Genomic DNA, 17770 nt, shown 5'->3' with positions numbered 1-17770 from the left:
AGCAGTTGAATTGATTAACTTTACATAAGGTAACCCCAATGGCAGCGAAACTCGGGATCATCTCAGATCCAATCAGTGGCTTTAATATCAAAAAAGATACTGGCTTCGCCATGATGCTGGCAGCGCAGGCACGTGGTTATGAGCTTTACTACATGGAAATGCAGGATCTGTATTTGTATCAGGGTGAAGCCCGGGCAACCGCCGCTAAGGCCACCGTGTTTGACGATGAACAGCACTGGTATGAATTGGCAGACAAAGATGATATCGCACTGAGCGATCTGGACGTGATTTTAATGCGTAAAGATCCTCCGTTCGATACCGAATATATTTACGCGACGTACATATTAGAGCGTGCTGAGCAAGCCGGTACATTGGTGATCAACAAGCCGCAAAGCCTGCGCGACGCCAATGAAAAGCTGTTTACCGCCTGGTTCAGCGAGCATACGCCAGATACCTTAGTAACGCGCTCTGCGTCTCAGATCCGTGAATTTTTGACTAAACACGGAGATATCATTCTTAAGCCGCTGGATGGCATGGGTGGTGCATCCATTTTCCGGGTACGTCAGGATGATCCGAACATAGGCGTGATCTGTGAAACCCTCACCGAACATGGCAGCCGCTTTGCGATGGCGCAAAATTACGTGCCAGCCATTAAAGATGGCGACAAACGCGTCCTGGTGGTCGACGGTGAGGTCATGCCCTACTGTCTGGCCCGCATCCCGCAAGGGGGCGAAACGCGTGGTAACCTGGCTGCAGGCGGTCGTGGTGAAGCACGCCCAATCAGTGATAGCGACCGAAAAATTGCAGAAGCGGTTGCCCCTGTCCTGAAAGAAAAAGGGCTGATTTTTGTCGGTCTGGACATCATCGGAGACAAGCTCACCGAGATTAATGTCACTGCGCCAACCTGTGTGAAAGAAATTGAAGCGGCGTATGATATTTCGATTATGGATAAGTTTTTTGATGCCATTGCAGCAAAACTCGACCATACTAAAGGATAATTAAAAGGGGGTCTCGCTATGCAATCACTCGCAAATCATTTTTTGGTCGCTATGCCAAATTTGCAAGATCCCTTCTTTAAGCACACAGTCACCTATATTTGTGAGCACAACGAAGAAGGCGCAATGGGCCTGGTCGTCAATCACCCCATTAACGTGACTGTGGGTGAACTGCTTGATCAGATAGAAATTGATAACGATAAATCCAGTAACGCAGCAAGCCAGTCTGTGTTTGCCGGTGGACCAGTACATACTGACCGTGGCTTTGTGTTACACACGCCCAAGCCCGGTTATGCGTCCAGCCGTGAACTTAGCTCAGACATGATGATCACCACTTCCAAAGATGTACTGGCCTCGCTGACCTCACATAACTGTCCGGATGCCTTTATCATTACTCTGGGCTATTCAGGGTGGGAACAGGGGCAGCTGGAAAAAGAGATCCTGGAAAACTCCTGGCTGATCATTGAAGCGGATCCGACCATTATTTTTAATACGCCCCCAGAAAAACGCTGGGAAAAAGCAGTCGAAATGCTCGGTATCGATGCCGGGCAACTGAGCACCGAGGCGGGACACGCCTGAGCCAGACCACCCTAGTTAACAGCCTGTCGCCTTTACACCTGTTGGCGGCAGTCTGTGTGCACTTGAGAATACACCATGAGTAATAACGATAAAACAGCACCCGGCCAGCGTACGGTCATAGGCTTTGATTTTGGTACCCGGAGCATCGGCCTGGCCGTCGGTCAGGAGATAACAGGCACCGCCAGCAGTCTGGGGGCCGTCAAAGCCCGAGACGGTATTCCCGACTGGCAGGATATCGCCCCGTATATCGAACAGTGGAAACCCGATCTGCTAGTTGTTGGTCTGCCATTAAATATGGATGGCACGAATCAGGATCTGACCTTCCGCGCTAAAAAGTTTGCCAACCGGCTGCACAACCAGTTTCGCTTACCTGTCGAGACTCAGGATGAGCGCCTGACCACGGCAGATGCCAAAGCCCGGCTGTTTGAACAAGGGGGTTATCGCTCACTTGCCAAAGACAAGATTGATGGCATGTCAGCCATTATCATTCTGGAGAGCTTTTTTGAGGCACAATGGGGTTAAGTACCCGATAGCGTTGCAGATCAGGAATGAATCCAGCCTGCTGATAGGCCTGACGGATCCGACCTTGAGACCTGAGTTGCTTTAAGCCACTTTGCAGCGCCTTAAACGCACGCTCTCCGTCAGGATGAAGCCGCGACACCACAAAGTGGCGGCTACCATCAAACTGCACCACTAAATTGGGGTGGGCCACCAACAGAATATCATCCAGTCTGAACTCATTATTCAGGCTTGGCATTAACGGCATCAACATAAAGTCAACCCATTGCCGATTAACCATTTGTGCTTGTGACGCCCAGACAGGCTCATTCATCAAATGCTTAAGACCCAGGTTGTTCAAGGTTTGCCAGTCAGTTCGCCAGCGACTGGTGGAAACGGCACTCAACTCACGCAATTCATTTAACTGGGTGATCCGTGCCACTGCCAGGTTCTCGGGAGCATAAAAAATCCCGGCAAAATATTCCCCCCGGCGGATCACCGCATCACTGATAAACAGTTTATCCGCTTTCGCCTTCGCATCATCCAGCCAGTAACTGTCAAAGCTGAGCAGCAGCTTGCCCTGCTCCAGCAAATTCGAATGGCGAAAGCTGACGTTACCCGGCCGGTAGGTGAATGACTTTTTGAATCCGCCCAATGCCAACGCCTGTTGCACCAATACCATGTCAACGACGTCTCTGCGTACATAGTCACCCGAAAACTGCGACACTTCGAGTGGGGCACGACCATTCAAAAAGCGCAAATAATCGGCATACACGTCATCGCGGATATACATATCAACCACATTGTGGTCGGCAGATCGATCAGCAACAAGCTCATTCGCCGTTGCCGGGGATAAGGCGATTAAGCAACACAGGGCCAATGCGGCCCCATATTTGGCCCAATCAGCGTTTTTTATCGTCCAGGCCGTCAACGGTCACCCCTTGCAAGAAGCCCGCTCCTTTTTGCTCATTGTTTTGCAGTTTAATCATCAGACGAAGGTCATTCGGTGAATCAGCATGATGCAGGGCATCCGCGTAGTTGATCCTTTGCTGCTTATACAATTCGAACAGCGCCTGGTCAAAGGTTTGCATCCCCATTTCCTTCGACTTCGACATGGTCTCTTTAATTGAGCCAATGTCACCTTTCTTAATCAGCTCAGCCACCATAGGTGAATTGAGCAACACCTCAATGGCCGCCACACGCCCTTCCCCTTTGGCCGATGGCACCAGCTGTTGCGCGACAATGGCTCTGAGGTTTAACGCCAGATCGTATTTCAGCTTGTCGTGCTTCTCTTTAGGTACCAGGTGCATGATACGGTCGATGGCCTGGTTGGCATTATTGGCGTGTAACGTTGCAACACACAGATGGCCGGTTTCAGCAAAACTTAATGCATATTCCATGGTCTCACGAGAGCGGATCTCACCAATCAGGATCACATCCGGCGCCTGACGCAGTGAGCTTTTCAGTGCCGACTCAAAGCTCTCGGTATCTAGCCCGACTTCACGCTGAGTAATGATGCTCTTGCGATGTTGATGCACAAACTCAATCGGATCTTCGATGGTCAGTATATGACCGCGTTGATTACGATTACGATAGCCCAGTAAGGCTGCCAGAGAAGTCGACTTACCGGTGCCGGTCCCACCAACAAATAACACCAGACCACGCTTAGACATGATCACATCAGTCAGCACCGACGGCAGACCTAAGTCAGTCACCTCTGGGATATCCGTGACAATACGCCGGATCACCATACCGGCGCAGTCGCGTTGCCAAAAAGCCGAGACCCGGAAACGGCCTATCTCATTGGCCACCGCAAAGTTACACTCTTTCTCACCATGAAACTGCTGTTTTTGTTTCTCGCTCATGGCTGATTCGACCATGGCCAATGCCGCCTCAGCATCCAATTGGTCATCATCCAGTGCACGCAGCTCACCGTCGATTTTGGCACTCACGGGCAAACCGGCAGATACAAACAAATCCGATGCACCTTTGTCTTTCATCGTTTGCAGATAATGTACAAGCTCCATCATAACCTCCCGGGATTAATAAGTGGTGCCAAACTGGCTCTTATCATGGGCTTTCGCCTGGGCATCCTGATTGGTGATCAGGCCACGGTTCACCAGATTAGTCAGACACTGGTCCATGGTCTGCATGCCGTGCATCGCGCCGGTTTGTATAGACGAGTACATTTGCGCAATTTTATCTTCGCGAATGAGGTTACGAATAGCCGGGATCCCCATCATGATCTCATGTGCAGCAACCCGACCACCGCCCACTTTTTTCACCAGCGTTTGTGAAATAACGGCTTGCAGGGACTCAGATAACATAGAACGTACCATGTCTTTTTCCTCACCCGGGAAAACGTCAATAATACGGTCAATGGTTTTAGGCGCAGAGGTGGTGTGCAAAGTACCAAACACCAAGTGACCGGTTTCGGCAGCCGTCATCGCCAGTCGGATAGTTTCCAAATCACGTAATTCACCAACCAGAATGACATCCGGGTCTTCACGCAGCGCACTGCGCAGCGCGGCATTGAAACTGTGTGTGTCACGATGCACCTCACGTTGGTTGATCAGGCTTAATTTATTGTCGTGAACAAATTCAATGGGGTCTTCAATGGTCAGAATGTGGTGATGCTTGTTACTGTTGATGTAATCCACCATGGCTGCCAGCGTCGTAGATTTACCCGACCCGGTTGGGCCTGTGACCAGCACTAAACCACGCGGACAATCAGAAATTTTGCGGAAAATCTCCGGCGCGCCCAGATCTTCCAGCGTCAGCACTGAACTGGGAATGGTCCTGAACACCGCCGCCGGACCACGACTGGCGTTAAATGCATTGACACGAAAACGTGCCAGGTTAGGCACTTCAAATGAGAAATCTACCTCAAGATTTTGCTCATAGTCCTTACGCTGGTTATCATTCATAATATCGTAAACGAGGCTGTTAACGTCCTTCGCTTCCAGTGCAGGAATGTTTACCCGGCGCACATCGCCATCAACCCGGATCATCGGTGAAACTCCCGATGAAAGGTGTAAATCCGATGCTTTGTGTTGCACACTAAAGGCCAATAATTCAGTAATATCCATCTCAGACTCCACAACGAGCAAATAATAATATGGTTACAATAGCAGAACGGCTGAACAACGCCTATGATCGCATAGCAAAAGCACAGCAAAAGTGTGCCACAGACCACGAGGTCGCATTACTGGCCGTATCGAAAACCAAACCTATCGAACTTATTGAACAAGCCTATGCGTCAGGCCAGCGCTTATTTGGTGAATCCTATGTTCAGGAAGCCGTCGATAAAGTCCGTCATTTTCAGCAGCAAAAAGACATTGAATGGCATTTTATCGGTCCCATTCAATCTAATAAGTCGCGCCAGATTGCCGAACATTTCTCCTGGGTGCAAAGTGTCGACCGCCTGAAGATTGCGCGTCGCCTGAATGAACAAAGGCCCACCAATCTGATGCCGCTCAAAGTGCTGATCCAGGTGAACATCAGTAACGACGAACAAAAATCCGGATGCGCGCTGAATGAACTGGACGAGCTCGCCGCCTATATTGATGGCGCACGCCAGCTGGAACTGCGCGGGTTGATGACAATTACAGCGCAAACCGATGACACACAACAGCAACTGCAATATTTTCGCCAAATGAAGGCTTGCTTTGATAAACTAAAGGCTCAATATCAACAGCTGGATACCTTGTCGATGGGTATGAGTGGCGATCTGGAAATGGCCATTCAGGGCGGCGCAACCATGGTGCGTATCGGCACGGATATTTTTGGCAAACGACAATAAGGTGACACACTCCTAATGGCTAATAAAACGATTGCATTTATCGGCACAGGTAATATGAGCTATGCCATCATAGGTGGCATGATCAAAAACGGATTTGCCCCACAGAGTATCATTGCAACCAATCGCAACGCTGAGAAGCTGGCTAAGGCCCATGCCGATTTTGGGGTGCGTACCGAACAGGATAATCTCAAAGCGGTTGAGGAAGCCGATGTTGTGGTGTTATCTGTGAAGCCACAAATGATGGCCGAGCTATGCCAGACTTTTGTTGATGCCGGATTAGATCTAAGCAACAAGCTATTTGTTTCTGTTGCAGCAGGGATCACCGTTAAACGCCTGCGCGAAATGCTGGCAGAAGACGTCAAACTGGTGCGTTGTATGCCTAATACGCCGTCCTTACTGGGGCGTGGTGTCTCGGGTCTGTTTGCCGCAGATATCAGTGATGAGGAAAAAACCTATATCGAACAGGTTTTTTCATCAACAGGCATCGCCATCTGGCTGGAGCAAGAATCACAAATCAATGATGTCATTGCCGTAACAGGCTCCTCGCCAGCCTATTTTTTCCTGTTTATGGAAGCCATTGAAGAAAAAGCCATTGCACTGGGCTTTTCACCAGAGCAGGCACGTGCACTGGTGCAACAAACCGCACTCGGTGCCGCAGAAATGGCCTTGTCTCAGCAAGACATCAGTATTGCGCAGTTGCGTGCTAACGTCACCTCCAAAGGTGGCACCACACACGCAGCCGTTGAACATTTAAAAGCAAACCAGTTACCGCAAACCGTGGCCGATGCCATGGATGCCTGCATTGCGCGGGCAGAGGAAATGGAACAACAAATCTAGAGGACATACAATGAACGCCATGCATTTTTTGGTAGGGATTATTTTTGACCTGTTTTTGATGGTCGTACTGTTGCGTTTTTGGCTGCAATTGGTCAAAGCAGATTTTTATAACCCGTTGAGCCAGGCCGTGATTAAAGCAACATCATTTGCCGTGAATCCACTGCGTAAGCTTATTCCCGGATTGGGCGGTTTGGATCTGGCGTCTTTGGTCGTGGCGCTGTTGGTTGGTTTTGCCAAAGTATCCGTGCTGATGCTCATGCTGGGCGGTTACTGGGATCCAATGGGAGCGGCAATTGACGGTGCGTTAACTGTCGCTAAAGAAGCTTTTTCTCTGGTGTTCTGGGTGTTAATTATCCGCGCTATCCTCAGCTGGGTGGCCCAAGGCTACAACCCAATCGCCGCGGTCTTTGATCAGCTCACTGAACCTATGTTGCGCCCAGTTCGTAAAATTATTCCGCCACTGGGTGGTCTGGATTTGTCGATCCTGGTCGTTCTGATTGGTATGCAGTTCTTACAGATCTTAATGATGGATCTGCTACGTTAAGCACTCGGAGTCGTCACAATGAAAACCTTATTAACCCTGATTTCAATACTGGCCATGCTGCTTGTTGCACAACCAGCGCATGCCAACAATGAACAAGGCGGGCAATATAAACAACTGGGTGACTGGCAGGTCCATTACATCGCCTTTCCGTCAACCTTTATTCAGCCTAACATTGCCAGTGCTTACGGTTTAACCCGTAGCAACAGCAAGGCCATTATAAACATTTCTGTGCTGGCTAATGATGCCAACAACACCGCACAACGCGCTACCTTAACGGGCCAGGCGCGCAACCTGATCGGCAACAAAACCTCTTTAACTTTCAAAGAAGTGGTGGAAGGTGACGCGGTTTATTATCTGGCGCAGATGGATGTCGACCATGAAGACACCTATCGCTTTGAAGTCACGATCCGTCAGGGGAACACCCGACACGTGCTTAAATTTCAGCAAAAGTTTTATGTAGATTAATATGACCAGACAAATTGTTCTTGCCACCGGCAATCAGGGCAAAGTAGCCGAACTTGGCAGCATGCTCAAAGACCTGAATATCGAAATCCTGCCACAAAGCCAGTTCAATGTGAGCGAAGTAGCAGAAACGGGCACTACTTTTGTAGAAAATGCCATCATCAAAGCGCGTCACGCCGCTAAAGTCACAGGATTACCCGCCATTGCGGATGACTCGGGTCTGGAAGTCGACGCCCTGCAAGGGGCACCGGGTGTGTATTCTGCCCGTTATGCCGGTGCGGATGCCAACGATCAGGATAACATCGACAAACTGCTTGCAGCAATGAGCGGCGAAACACTGCGCACCGCTCGTTTCTGGTGCGTACTCGTCTATATGCGCCATGCCGATGATCCTACCCCGGTCATTTGCCAGGCTAGCTGGGAAGGTCGCATCACTGAAGATCAACAAGGTTTACAAGGCTTTGGCTACGACCCCATATTCTGGGTTGAAGCTACTCAGTGCACATCCGCACAGCTGAGCAAAGCGCAGAAAAATGCCCTCAGCCATCGCGGTCAGGCATTGCAGCAGCTACTGGCACACTTTGAAGGCCAACTGTGAATCTCCCTCCGTTAAGTTTATACATTCACGTTCCGTGGTGCGTGCAAAAATGCCCTTACTGCGACTTTAACAGTCATGGGCAGAAAGGCGAGATCCCTGAGCAGGAATATGTCCAGCATCTGCTCGCAGACTTACGTGCCGATCTGCACCTTGTACAGGGGCGTACGCTGCATAGTATTTTTATTGGCGGGGGCACGCCCAGCCTGCTCAGTGGTGAAGCTTACACACACCTATTGGGCGAGATTGAAGCGCTGATTGGCTTTAGTGATGACATAGAGATCACACTTGAAGCCAACCCCGGGACGGTGGAGACCGACCGCTTTAAACACTATGTTGCAGCCGGCATCAACCGTATCTCCATCGGCGTGCAAAGCCTGCAGGCGGATAAGCTCAAAGCACTGGGGCGCATTCATGGTGAGCAGGAAGCCCGCCACGCCGCCTTAGAAGCGCACGACGCGGGCCTTAACAGCTTCAACATGGATCTGATGCACGGCTTGCCAAATCAGTCCGTTGCTGACGCATTGAGCGACCTGCAGCAAGTCATTGACCTCAACCCTCCGCATTTATCCTGGTATCAGCTCACGATTGAGCCAAACACACAATTTGCGTCTAAGCCGCCGAAGCTGCCCCAGGATGAAATTTTGTGGGATATCCAGGAGCAAGGACAAGCCTTGTTGGCCAAACATGGCTATCAGCAATACGAAATCTCAGGCTATGCTAAAGCAGGTTATCAGTGTAAGCATAACCTGAATTACTGGCAATTCGGCGACTATCTGGGGATTGGCTGTGGCGCACATGGCAAAATCACTCAACCCGATAGCAGCCAGATACTGCGTACCGTAAAAGTTAAGCACCCTCGTGGCTATATGGATCTCAGTAAGTCGTATTTATACGACAGCTGGCAGGTGGAGCCATCCGATCGGCCATTTGAGTTCTTTATGAATTGTTTTCGCTTGCATGTCCCCTGTGCTAAACAGGATTTTTGCGATTATACCGGCTTAGCACTCAGCGATATTGAGCCTGCGATTAACCGGGCAATTGAACAAGAGTTATTGATTGACCAGGGAGATTCATGGTTGGTAACAATTAAGGGCCACAGATATCTGAATGACCTGCTAGAATTGTTCGTCTGATACCTGCTCATAGGATAAGATTGAACAGGTGAATTCGCCCTGTAGATAAAAGACATCTATCGCGATACAGTTTTGTTGGTAACATTGCACCAACACCGAGTCCAATGGAATAAAATAAAAAAGGTAACCCATGCGTAAAATGACACTCCTTGCCGCAGCCGTGGCAGCAGCGCTTCTATCCGGTTGTCAGCAAACAGCAGAGCAACCAACCAACACCGCTAAAGCGGCAACAACACAACAAGTCGTTCAAAGCGAAGTCGAAAAGGCCAATGCCTTTTTTGATGAAGTTTTTATGCGCAGCGTAATGCGCAGCCCGGTTTATCAAACTTACCTGGGCATCAAACAAGACTATGACAAATGGGACGATGACTCAGAAGCACGTCGGCTCGAAGATCTTGAGCTAACGAAAAAAGATCTGGTTGCCCTGCAAGCCATTGACCGCAGCAAATTGGATGGCCAAACTCAGGTCAGCTACGACCTGTTCAAGCAAAACCTTGAAAATGAAATCGCCGACTTCCAATGGCGTTTCCATAGCTACCCGGTTAACCAGATGTATGGTACGCACTCGATGCTGCCAGCATTTTTGATCAACCAGCACCAGATCACAGACGTAAAAGACGCCAAAGCGTATATTTCACGTCTGAACGGCATTCCAGCTGTCTTTGAGCAATTGATCGTAAACCTTGAAGTTCGCGCTGACAAAGGGATCATCGCACCTAAGTTTGTATTCCCACATGTTATAGATTCAAGCAAAAACATCATTAAGGGTGCCCCGTTTGTTGACGGTGAAGACTCTACCTTACTGGCTGACTTTAAACGCAAAGTAGAAAAGCTGGAAATTGCAGACAACGAAAAGCAAGCGCTGATCGCTGAAGCAACTGACGCACTGAAAGCAGCCGTGAAGCCAGCTTACAGCAAACTGATCAGTTACCTGCAGCAACTTGAAAAGCGCGCTGACACCCGTGACGGTGCCTGGAAGTTCCCTGATGGTGAAAAGTACTTCAACAACGCACTGGCACGTACTACTACCACAGACTTAACTGCCGCTGAGATCCACAAAATCGGCTTGTCTGAGGTTGCACGTATCCATGATGAAATGCGTGAAATCAAAGAAAAAGTTGGCTTTAAGGGCGATCTGAAAGCCTTTATGGAATTCATGCGCACCGACAAGCAGTTCTATCTGCCAAATAGCGAAGAAGGGAAAGCCAAATACCTGGCTGACGCCACGGCGATGATCGACAACATGAAAGATCGCCTGGACGAGCTATTCATCGTGAAGCCTAAAGCTGACATGATCGTTAAACGCGTTGAAGCCTTCCGTGAAAAATCAGCGGGTAAAGCTTTCTATCAGCAGCCTTCTCCGGATGGTTCACGCCCGGGTATCTACTACGCGAACTTGTATGACATGGAAGCCATGCCAACCTATCAGATGGAAGCCCTGGCTTACCACGAAGGTGTACCTGGTCACCACATGCAAATCGCCATTGCGATGGAGCTGGAGAACATGCCTAAGTTCCGTAAGTTCGGTCGCTACACGGCTTACACTGAAGGCTGGGGACTATACTCTGAGCTGGTACCAAAAGAAATGGGCCTGTATGAAGACCCGTATTCTGACTTCGGTCGACTGGCCATGGAACTATGGCGTGCCTGCCGCCTAGTGGTAGACACAGGTATCCACGCAATGAAGTGGACTCGCCAGGAAGGGATTGATTACTACGTGAACAACACGCCAAACGCGAAATCAGACGCGGTTAAAATGGTAGAACGTCACATCGTGATCCCATCTCAGGCAACGGCCTATAAGATTGGTATGCTGAGAATTGTTGAACTACGTGAAGCGGCGAGAAAAGAGCTGGGCGATAAGTTTGATATCCGTCAGTTCCACGACGTAGTACTGAAAAACGGCCCGGTACCTCTGAACGTACTGGAGCAGTTCGTCAACGAGTGGGTTGCCAGCAAAAAAGCGTAACCTGTTCCGATGACCCGTTACTCTGGCGACACCAGCTTAAATTGTGTGTTCGCCAGAATGATGTGTAAACAAGCCCCGCCATGTGCGGGGCTTTGTATTTTAATCTCCCCACCCAGCTTTTGCGTCACCAGGTTATAAATAATACTGAGACCCAGTCCGGTCCCACCCGAATGTCGTTTCGACGTCACAAAGGGCTCAAAGATCACAGGCAGCAGTTCTTTGTCTATGCCTTGCCCGTCATCTTTAAAATAAAAATGCACATAGTCATTCACTATGTGAGCCGAGACTATGATGGTCAACGGTCTGTCCGGATATTTACCATGCAAAATACTGTTGTTCAGACTGTAACTGATAATCTGATTAAACACATTGGGGTAACTACTGAGGATTAGATTATCCGGTATCTCGACCTCAATTTTATATTCATCCTCCGATAAATCACTGCGATAGCAATCAAACACGCCTTCTACCAGAGTTTTCAGATCAAACTCCATTTCCGTATCGTAGTGCTGCTGAGCCGATACTTTTTTGAAGTCATCAATTAGGGATGCCGTGCGGTGTAAGTTATTTTCGAGCAAAAACAACGCCGATTCTGCCTCTCCAATGAGGTTGGTCAGGGTGTGCTTTTTCAGCTGTCCACTATCCAGGTCACGGCGCATGCTCTCAACCTGCTCTTTGAGATGAGACTGGCTGGTAATGGCAATACCCAGCGGTGTATTCAGCTCATGGGCAAAGCCACTCACCATGTTACTCAGGCTGGCCATTTTAGCCTCTTCAATCAGCCGCTGCTGAGCCGCACTAAGTCGTGCCATCAGTGTCTCAATAAAGTCCAGCAGCTCATCCAGGTGGTGACCAATCTGGGCAATTTCGTCTTCGCTGTTCAGATTAACCCGCAAAGAAAAGTCTTCATGCTTCGCCACTCTGACCAGCACCCGACCGATCGCCATCACCTGCTCGGACACCCGGCTATTGAGGTAGTACAGCAGCAACAAGCTAAAACCACTGCTTAACACGATCGATAATAAGCTAATCAGGATCAGCTGTTGCTGCTCTTCCTGATAAGCGCTGAAGAGTTGCTTGGCCACTATGGTAAAGTGGCCCCGAATAGCCAACTTCAACTCACCCAGCTCACCACGCACTCCCTGGTTGTGGTCCAGCCCCTGCTTTTGCAACACATTGGTATAAACAATAAAACCATTCTGATAGTGCTCGAGCGTCATTAAATAGGCATCGGCACGCGCCGGAAATTGCGCTCGGATGCGGTTTTTGGCTTGCTGGATCAAATCACCATGCTGATTAAGGTAGCTTCTGTCCAGCCTCAGCAAAAAGTCTTTTTCCCGCCGCCGCAACTCCAGCAGCAAAATTTCTAATTGCGGATCTTGTGCTTCTTTGGCCAGTGCCTGCAGGGCATGCGCTTTACTGCGGAACTCACCATAAACGCCATCGTCTTTGTCGTAACCCAATAATGCCTGCATGGAGGCCAACTGTTCATACAACTCAGCAAAGCGGTTAACCTGCTCATCCAGTTTAAACATCAGCTCAAGATGCTGATGATCGGTGACCAGCAACGCAACTAACTCGTTAAAACTATCGCGATACGCATAGCGATAATCATCAATGGACAGCAGTGAGGCTTTTTGTCTTTCAATCACAAACCGCTCTTCCTGATCCAGCAAGCGCTGGATCTGGGTTTGTAATTTGAACAGATGATCATTGAGCTGCTTACTGTGGTCCAGCTCCCGATAAAGAAACCAGCTCACCGTCGCAATGATCACCGCCGCACCAACTGCGGCCACTTTAAATAACAAAAGTGACTGTTTTAGCTGCACAAATAAGTTCCCGACTTGCCCCGTTCTTCCTAAGCTTAGACAACATCGGCGGGTTCGGCGAGCCCAGCCACGGACTTTGCCCCATTCCCCTTTTCTGTTTCATATGTACCCGCTTAAAACACGCCTCAAACTTATCACCTGCAGCCCGGTTTTCTATTTGTTGCAATAGCGTCTAGACTTTTAACATTGTGTCTTGTGCAAATCTGATGTTGTCTGGGCTGTCGTTACCATAAGTGAAGGTATGAGCAACTTGAGTAAACTCGAAAGTCCACCATCCCCAAGTCGACGTACCTTTATACGCCAAAGCGCCGCACTACTGCCAGTAGTCAGTGCGTGGCCACAAACAGTAATGGCACAACCCCAAACCTGTACTGGCGCTCGCTACAAACTGATATTTGCTTCGCCCTATAACAGCGAACTTTGGCTCTCATCACCTCATATGCATCAGCAACTCAAACACAACATTGAAGACTTTTCTAACGGTAAGATTTGTGTCGAAATCCGCGATAATGGCAGTCAGGGGGTCGGTCATGACCTGGCGGTACAAGTTTCGCGAGGCGTGATCCAGGGGGCGCTGCTGAGTGTGTCTAATCTCTCTCCCATAGTGCCTAAGCTGGATATATTGAACATTCCATTTTGGGCCGCTGAATCTCAGGCTTACCTGAATCTAATCACTTCCGATTTGTGGCAGCAGCAGGTCACCGAGCAGATCCGCGCCCAGGGCGATGTCGCGATCCTGCTGTATCATTTACCCGGTGCCAGAACACTGACCTCCACCCGTCAGCATGGCAAACTGCTGAAAACACCCAGTGATATCATTGATGTGGTTTTTCGCGTGCCCGTCAGCCAGGTGCTGAGACAATTTTATCAGCTGTGCGGTACCACCCCCGTCCAGGTCGCCTGGCACAAAGCGGCGATGCTGGCTGCCAACAAACGCTTTGATGCCCTCGACCCTTCGGTTACCGGCTTATACAACGGGCCCAATGGCCTGAATCAACATATCGGGGCCGTCTCTTTAATCAATTCAGTACAAGATGGCTGGGTGTCGGTGATCAATCAAAGGTGGCTTAAATCCTTGCCTCGTAAGCTGCGTATTGCCGTTTGGGAAGGGGCAGAAAAAACCTTTGTGCAGCACTTATCCATGGCCCGTCAGGCTGCGCTATACTGCCAGCGCGGCCTGCTCAGAAATGGTGCCACGATTTATTATCCAAGCGCCGATGAGATGGCCAGCTGGCAAGAAATAGGCGGTTATCAACGCAGAGAATGGCACGCGACTAAGGTGACATTATTAGGGAAACTCAGCGCCTTTGATGCCTTTGTGGCAGCCACTCAGGTCAACAATGGCCTGACTTTCCCAACTTAATGCAGTTAATTATGCTGTTGCATGTGCGCGTTGAACTGTCGCAACGCCGGCTTTTTCATCAGGCTATAGCACACAGGCAATACCAATAGTGCTAACACCAACGCACTCAGCATACCACCCACCATAGGCGCGGCAATCCGGCTCATAATTTCAGACCCCGTGCCCGTACCATATAAGATAGGCAGTAAGCCGATGATGATCGTCGATACGGTCATCATCACAGGTCGAACTCGCAGCGCAGCCCCTTGCAGCAAAGCGTCGATATACTGCGACTCACTAACAGGCGCCTGGCGTGATTGCGCCTCACTTTGTAAGTCTTTAAAAGCTTGCTCCAGATATACCAGCATGATCACCCCTATTTCAACCGCGACGCCGGCCAATGCGATAAAGCCGACACCAACGGCAACGGAGAAGTTAAAGCCTTGCAAATACATTAACCACAAGCCCCCGATGGTGGCCATGGGTAAAGTCAGCAGGATCAACGCCACCTCTCCAAAACGACGGAAATTGAGATACAAGAGCAACATGATGATCGCTAATGTCAGCGGCAGTACATAGCTGAGCTTTTCCTGTGCGCGGATCATATACTCATACTGGCCAGCCCAGTTCAGTGAATATCCGGCAGGTAAATCCAGCTCCTCGGCGACCACACTGCGTGCCTGTTCAACATAACTGCCCAGGTCGACCCCATCGATATCAATAAAGGTCCAGCCATTGATCCTGGCATTTTCACTTTTAATCCCCGGCGCACCGCTTTCTACGTACACATCCGCGACATCACCAAGGGCGATCCGCTGGCCTGTGGGCGTCACGATAGGCAAACGAGCCAGCTGCTCAGGCGAGCTACGGTAATCCTGTGGATAGCGCAGGTTAACCGGATATCGCTCCTGCCCTTCCACAGTTTGTGTGACATTCATGCCGCCAATTGCCGTGGCCACAACCTGCTGAACATCGGCAATATTGAGTCCAAAGCGGCTAGCCTGCTCACGACGAATATCCACTTTGATATAGCGCCCACCGGCAACCCGCTCAGAATACACCGAAGCGGTGCCAGGTACTGTTTTAAGAATGCTTTCAAGGCGCTGGCCCAGTGATTCAATCACGGCCAGATCCGGACCTGCAATCTTTACCCCCACCGGCGTTTTGATCCCCGTTGCCAGCATGTCGATACGGGTTTTGATTGGCATCACCCAGGCATTACTGACACCAGGCAATTTTACCAGGCGGTCCAGCTCTGCTTTGAGCTTATCGGTCGTCATCCCCGCTCGCCATTCGCTGCGAGGCTTAAGCTGAATAAAGGTCTCAATCATAGTCAATGGTGCCGGATCAGTGGCCGACTCAGCACGCCCGACTTTACCAAACACATTCTCCACTTCCGGAACCGTGGCAATGAGTTTATCTGTTTGCTGTAACAGCTCACGCGCTTTGCCGATAGAAATCCCCGGGTACGTGGTTGGCATATACATGAGGTCGCCCTCATCCAGCGGCGGAATAAATTCGCTGCCGATTTTATTCAGCGGGTAAAACCCTGCCACAGTCAGCGCCACTGCCGCGAACAAAGTGGTTTTAGGAAAACGCATAACCTGACGAAGCAACGGCATGTACGCGGCAATCAGCAAGCGGTTAAGCGGGTTTTTGCGCTCAGGCGTGACTTTCCCCCGGATGAAATAACCCATCAGCACCGGCACCAGAGTAATAGCCAGTCCGGCCGCAGCTGCCATGGCATAGGTTTTGGTATACGCCAAAGGTGCAAACATGCGCCCCTCCTGCGCCTCAAGAATAAACACCGGCAAGAACGACACTGTGATAATCAACAAACTGAAAAACAAGGCAGGCCCGACTTCAGTCGCCGCTTTTGCCACTATTTGCCAGCGATTGTCATCGGTTAACGGGGTCTTTTCCATGTGCTTATGGAGATTTTCTATCATCACAATGGCGCCATCCGTCATCGCACCAATGGCAATGGCAATCCCGCCAAGCGACATGATATTGGCGTTGATACCCTGAAAGTACATCACGATAAAGGCCACCAATATCCCCAGCGGCAAGGTGATCACGGCCACCAGCGAAGAGCGCAAATGAAACAGGAAGGCCACACAAATCACGGCTACGACCAGCAACTCTTCAAGCAGTTTCTGCCATAAGTTATCCACTGCCCGTTCAATCAGCTGACTGCGGTCATACACAGTAACGACCTCAACGCCCTCAGGTAAAGAGGCTTGCAACTCAGCCAATCGGGTCTTTACACCAGCAATGGTTTGCTGGGCATTTTCGCCAAAGCGCATCACCACGACGCCACCGACTACTTCGCCTTCGCCATTGAGTTCAGCAATGCCCCGACGCATTTGCGGGCCAAGCGTGATCTGTGCCACATCTCCCATGGTCAGTGCGGTCCCCTGTGCATTGAGGCCTAGGGGGATCTGAGCAATATCCGTCACGGAGCGAATATATCCGGTAGCCGTGACCATATATTCGGCTTCCGCCATCTCAATCACAGACGCTCCGGTTTCCTGGTTGCCCCGTTGCAGTGCCTGCTGAATATGGCTCAAAGGCAACCCATAGGCACGCAGTTTATCCGGGTCAACCTGTACCTGATATTGCTTAACCATGCCGCCCACTGACGCGACTTCGGATACCCCCGGCACCGTTTGTAACTCGTATTTCAAAAACCAGTCCTGGAGGCTGCGCAGCTGACTGATGTCATGCTGACCCGAGCGGTCGGTCAGGGCGTAAATATACACCCAGCCTACGCCAGTCGCGTCCGGCCCAAGTTGTGGCTTGGCAGTTGATGGCAATAAGTTGGCTGCCTGACTAAGGTATTCCAGTACCCGACTGCGCGCCCAGTAGAGATCGGTGTCGTCATCAAAAATCACATACACATAGGAGTCACCATAAAAGGAATAACCCCGCACTGTGGTTGCGCCGGGCACCGACAACATGGCGGTAGTGAGCGGAAAAGTCACCTGATCCTGAACCACCTGTGGCGATTGACCCGGATAACTGGTTTTTACGATCACCTGCACATCCGACAGATCCGGAATGGCATCAACCGGCGTTTGCTTAACGGCAAATAAACCGCCAGCCACCAGCATCAGTGTGCTCAGCAGGACCAGCACACGATTGTGCAAAGACCAGGTTATGACTGCTGCTATCATGATTGT

16 protein-coding genes are annotated in these 17770 nt (G+C 50.2%); 11 read left to right on the top strand and 5 right to left on the bottom strand.

What is annotated here, in order from left to right:
* Window positions 1–38: 38 nt before the first annotated feature.
* From gshB to ruvX, 3 genes are all read left to right on the top strand, one after another.
* Entirely contained in the window at window positions 39–998 is a 960-nt protein-coding gene (gene gshB / locus QNM19_RS12420; RefSeq protein ID WP_049863824.1) for a glutathione synthase, read from the top strand.
* A gap of 18 nt (window positions 999–1016) precedes the next feature.
* Entirely contained in the window at window positions 1017–1574 is a 558-nt protein-coding gene (locus QNM19_RS12415; RefSeq protein ID WP_049863823.1) for a YqgE/AlgH family protein, read from the top strand.
* Window positions 1575–1649: 75 nt separating this feature from the next.
* Entirely contained in the window at window positions 1650–2096 is a 447-nt protein-coding gene (ruvX, locus tag QNM19_RS12410) for a Holliday junction resolvase RuvX (RefSeq protein ID WP_010383082.1), read from the top strand.
* On the opposite strand, the gene QNM19_RS12405 is transcribed toward ruvX, so the two are convergent.
* From QNM19_RS12405 to QNM19_RS12395, 3 genes are read right to left on the bottom strand one after another with little or no spacing between them, the layout of a single operon-like run.
* The gene (locus QNM19_RS12405; RefSeq protein ID WP_284026756.1) at window positions 2059–3003 is read right to left on the bottom strand and encodes a hypothetical protein; all 945 of its coding nucleotides are present in this window, start codon (window positions 3001–3003) and stop codon (window positions 2059–2061) included. The genes ruvX and QNM19_RS12405 overlap by 38 nt on opposite strands.
* Window positions 2975–4099, bottom strand: coding sequence for a PilT/PilU family type 4a pilus ATPase (locus QNM19_RS12400; RefSeq protein ID WP_049863822.1), 1125 nt, complete (start codon window positions 4097–4099; stop codon window positions 2975–2977). Before QNM19_RS12400 ends, QNM19_RS12405 begins: the two co-directional genes overlap by 29 nt.
* Window positions 4100–4114: 15 nt before the next feature.
* Window positions 4115–5161: a type IV pilus twitching motility protein PilT gene (locus QNM19_RS12395; protein WP_010383085.1), complete on the bottom strand. Its 1047-nt coding sequence runs from the start codon at window positions 5159–5161 to the stop codon at window positions 4115–4117.
* A 29-nt stretch (window positions 5162–5190) separates the two neighbouring features.
* Here QNM19_RS12395 and QNM19_RS12390 point away from each other — a divergent pair, with 29 nt between their 5' ends.
* The 7 genes from QNM19_RS12390 to QNM19_RS12360 all read left to right on the top strand — a co-directional run bounded on the left by QNM19_RS12390 (window position 5191) and on the right by QNM19_RS12360 (window position 11417).
* Complete coding sequence (locus QNM19_RS12390; protein ID WP_049863821.1) at window positions 5191–5874, top strand: YggS family pyridoxal phosphate-dependent enzyme; 684 nt, start codon at window positions 5191–5193, stop codon at window positions 5872–5874.
* A 15-nt stretch (window positions 5875–5889) separates the two neighbouring features.
* Window positions 5890–6711, top strand: a complete 822-nt coding sequence (gene proC / locus QNM19_RS12385; protein WP_284026755.1) for a pyrroline-5-carboxylate reductase — start codon at window positions 5890–5892, stop codon at window positions 6709–6711.
* A gap of 10 nt (window positions 6712–6721) precedes the next feature.
* Entirely contained in the window at window positions 6722–7255 is a 534-nt protein-coding gene (locus QNM19_RS12380; RefSeq protein ID WP_010383089.1) for a YggT family protein, read from the top strand.
* A gap of 18 nt (window positions 7256–7273) precedes the next feature.
* A complete protein-coding gene (locus tag QNM19_RS12375; RefSeq protein WP_049865014.1) occupies window positions 7274–7720 on the top strand; it encodes a DUF4426 domain-containing protein in 447 nt (148 codons plus the stop codon).
* A 1-nt stretch (window position 7721) separates the two neighbouring features.
* The gene (gene rdgB / locus QNM19_RS12370; RefSeq protein WP_049865015.1) at window positions 7722–8315 is read left to right on the top strand and encodes an RdgB/HAM1 family non-canonical purine NTP pyrophosphatase; all 594 of its coding nucleotides are present in this window, start codon (window positions 7722–7724) and stop codon (window positions 8313–8315) included.
* Window positions 8312–9448 (top strand): radical SAM family heme chaperone HemW, encoded by a 1137-nt coding sequence (gene hemW / locus QNM19_RS12365; protein ID WP_049865016.1) that lies wholly within the window; start codon window positions 8312–8314, stop codon window positions 9446–9448. Before rdgB ends, hemW begins: the two co-directional genes overlap by 4 nt.
* A gap of 130 nt (window positions 9449–9578) precedes the next feature.
* Window positions 9579–11417 (top strand): DUF885 domain-containing protein, encoded by a 1839-nt coding sequence (locus QNM19_RS12360; protein ID WP_058797249.1) that lies wholly within the window; start codon window positions 9579–9581, stop codon window positions 11415–11417.
* Window positions 11418–11434: 17 nt separating this feature from the next.
* Here the strand turns inward: QNM19_RS12360 and QNM19_RS12355 are convergent, their stop codons facing one another.
* On the bottom strand, window positions 11435–13246 hold the full coding sequence (locus QNM19_RS12355) for a sensor histidine kinase (protein WP_049865017.1): 1812 nt from the start codon (window positions 13244–13246) through the stop codon (window positions 11435–11437).
* Window positions 13247–13496: 250 nt separating this feature from the next.
* Between QNM19_RS12355 and QNM19_RS12350 the strand changes: the two genes are divergently transcribed.
* Entirely contained in the window at window positions 13497–14609 is a 1113-nt protein-coding gene (locus tag QNM19_RS12350) for a TRAP transporter substrate-binding protein (RefSeq protein WP_197094309.1), read from the top strand.
* Window positions 14610–14614: 5 nt separating this feature from the next.
* On the opposite strand, the gene QNM19_RS12345 is transcribed toward QNM19_RS12350, so the two are convergent.
* A complete protein-coding gene (locus tag QNM19_RS12345) occupies window positions 14615–17764 on the bottom strand; it encodes an efflux RND transporter permease subunit (protein ID WP_284026754.1) in 3150 nt (1049 codons plus the stop codon).
* Window positions 17765–17770 lie beyond the last annotated feature (6 nt).

This window comes from Pseudoalteromonas ardens (genome assembly GCF_030125445.1).
In the GTDB taxonomy this organism is placed as follows: domain Bacteria; phylum Pseudomonadota; class Gammaproteobacteria; order Enterobacterales; family Alteromonadaceae; genus Pseudoalteromonas; species Pseudoalteromonas ardens.
The sequence above is the reverse complement of the archived record's forward strand: the minus strand, read 5'-3'. Positions and strand labels throughout refer to the sequence as shown.

Bases quoted from the DNA above. Each gene is read 5' to 3' on its own strand.
- gshB (WP_049863824.1), top strand. From the start codon at position 39: ATGGCAGCGAAACTCGGGATCATCTCAGATCCAATCAGTGGCTTTAAT.
- QNM19_RS12415 (WP_049863823.1), top strand. From the start codon at position 1,017: ATGCAATCACTCGCAAATCATTTTTTGGTCGCTATGCCAAATTTGCAA.
- ruvX (WP_010383082.1), top strand. From the start codon at position 1,650: ATGAGTAATAACGATAAAACAGCACCCGGCCAGCGTACGGTCATAGGC.
- QNM19_RS12400 (WP_049863822.1), bottom strand. From the start codon at position 4,099: ATGGAGCTTGTACATTATCTGCAAACGATGAAAGACAAAGGTGCATCG.
- QNM19_RS12395 (WP_010383085.1), bottom strand. From the start codon at position 5,161: ATGGATATTACTGAATTATTGGCCTTTAGTGTGCAACACAAAGCATCG.
- QNM19_RS12390 (WP_049863821.1), top strand. From the start codon at position 5,191: ATGGTTACAATAGCAGAACGGCTGAACAACGCCTATGATCGCATAGCA.
- proC (WP_284026755.1), top strand. From the start codon at position 5,890: ATGGCTAATAAAACGATTGCATTTATCGGCACAGGTAATATGAGCTAT.
- QNM19_RS12380 (WP_010383089.1), top strand. From the start codon at position 6,722: ATGAACGCCATGCATTTTTTGGTAGGGATTATTTTTGACCTGTTTTTG.
- QNM19_RS12375 (WP_049865014.1), top strand. From the start codon at position 7,274: ATGAAAACCTTATTAACCCTGATTTCAATACTGGCCATGCTGCTTGTT.
- rdgB (WP_049865015.1), top strand. From the start codon at position 7,722: ATGACCAGACAAATTGTTCTTGCCACCGGCAATCAGGGCAAAGTAGCC.
- QNM19_RS12360 (WP_058797249.1), top strand. From the start codon at position 9,579: ATGCGTAAAATGACACTCCTTGCCGCAGCCGTGGCAGCAGCGCTTCTA.
- QNM19_RS12345 (WP_284026754.1), bottom strand. From the start codon at position 17,764: ATGATAGCAGCAGTCATAACCTGGTCTTTGCACAATCGTGTGCTGGTC.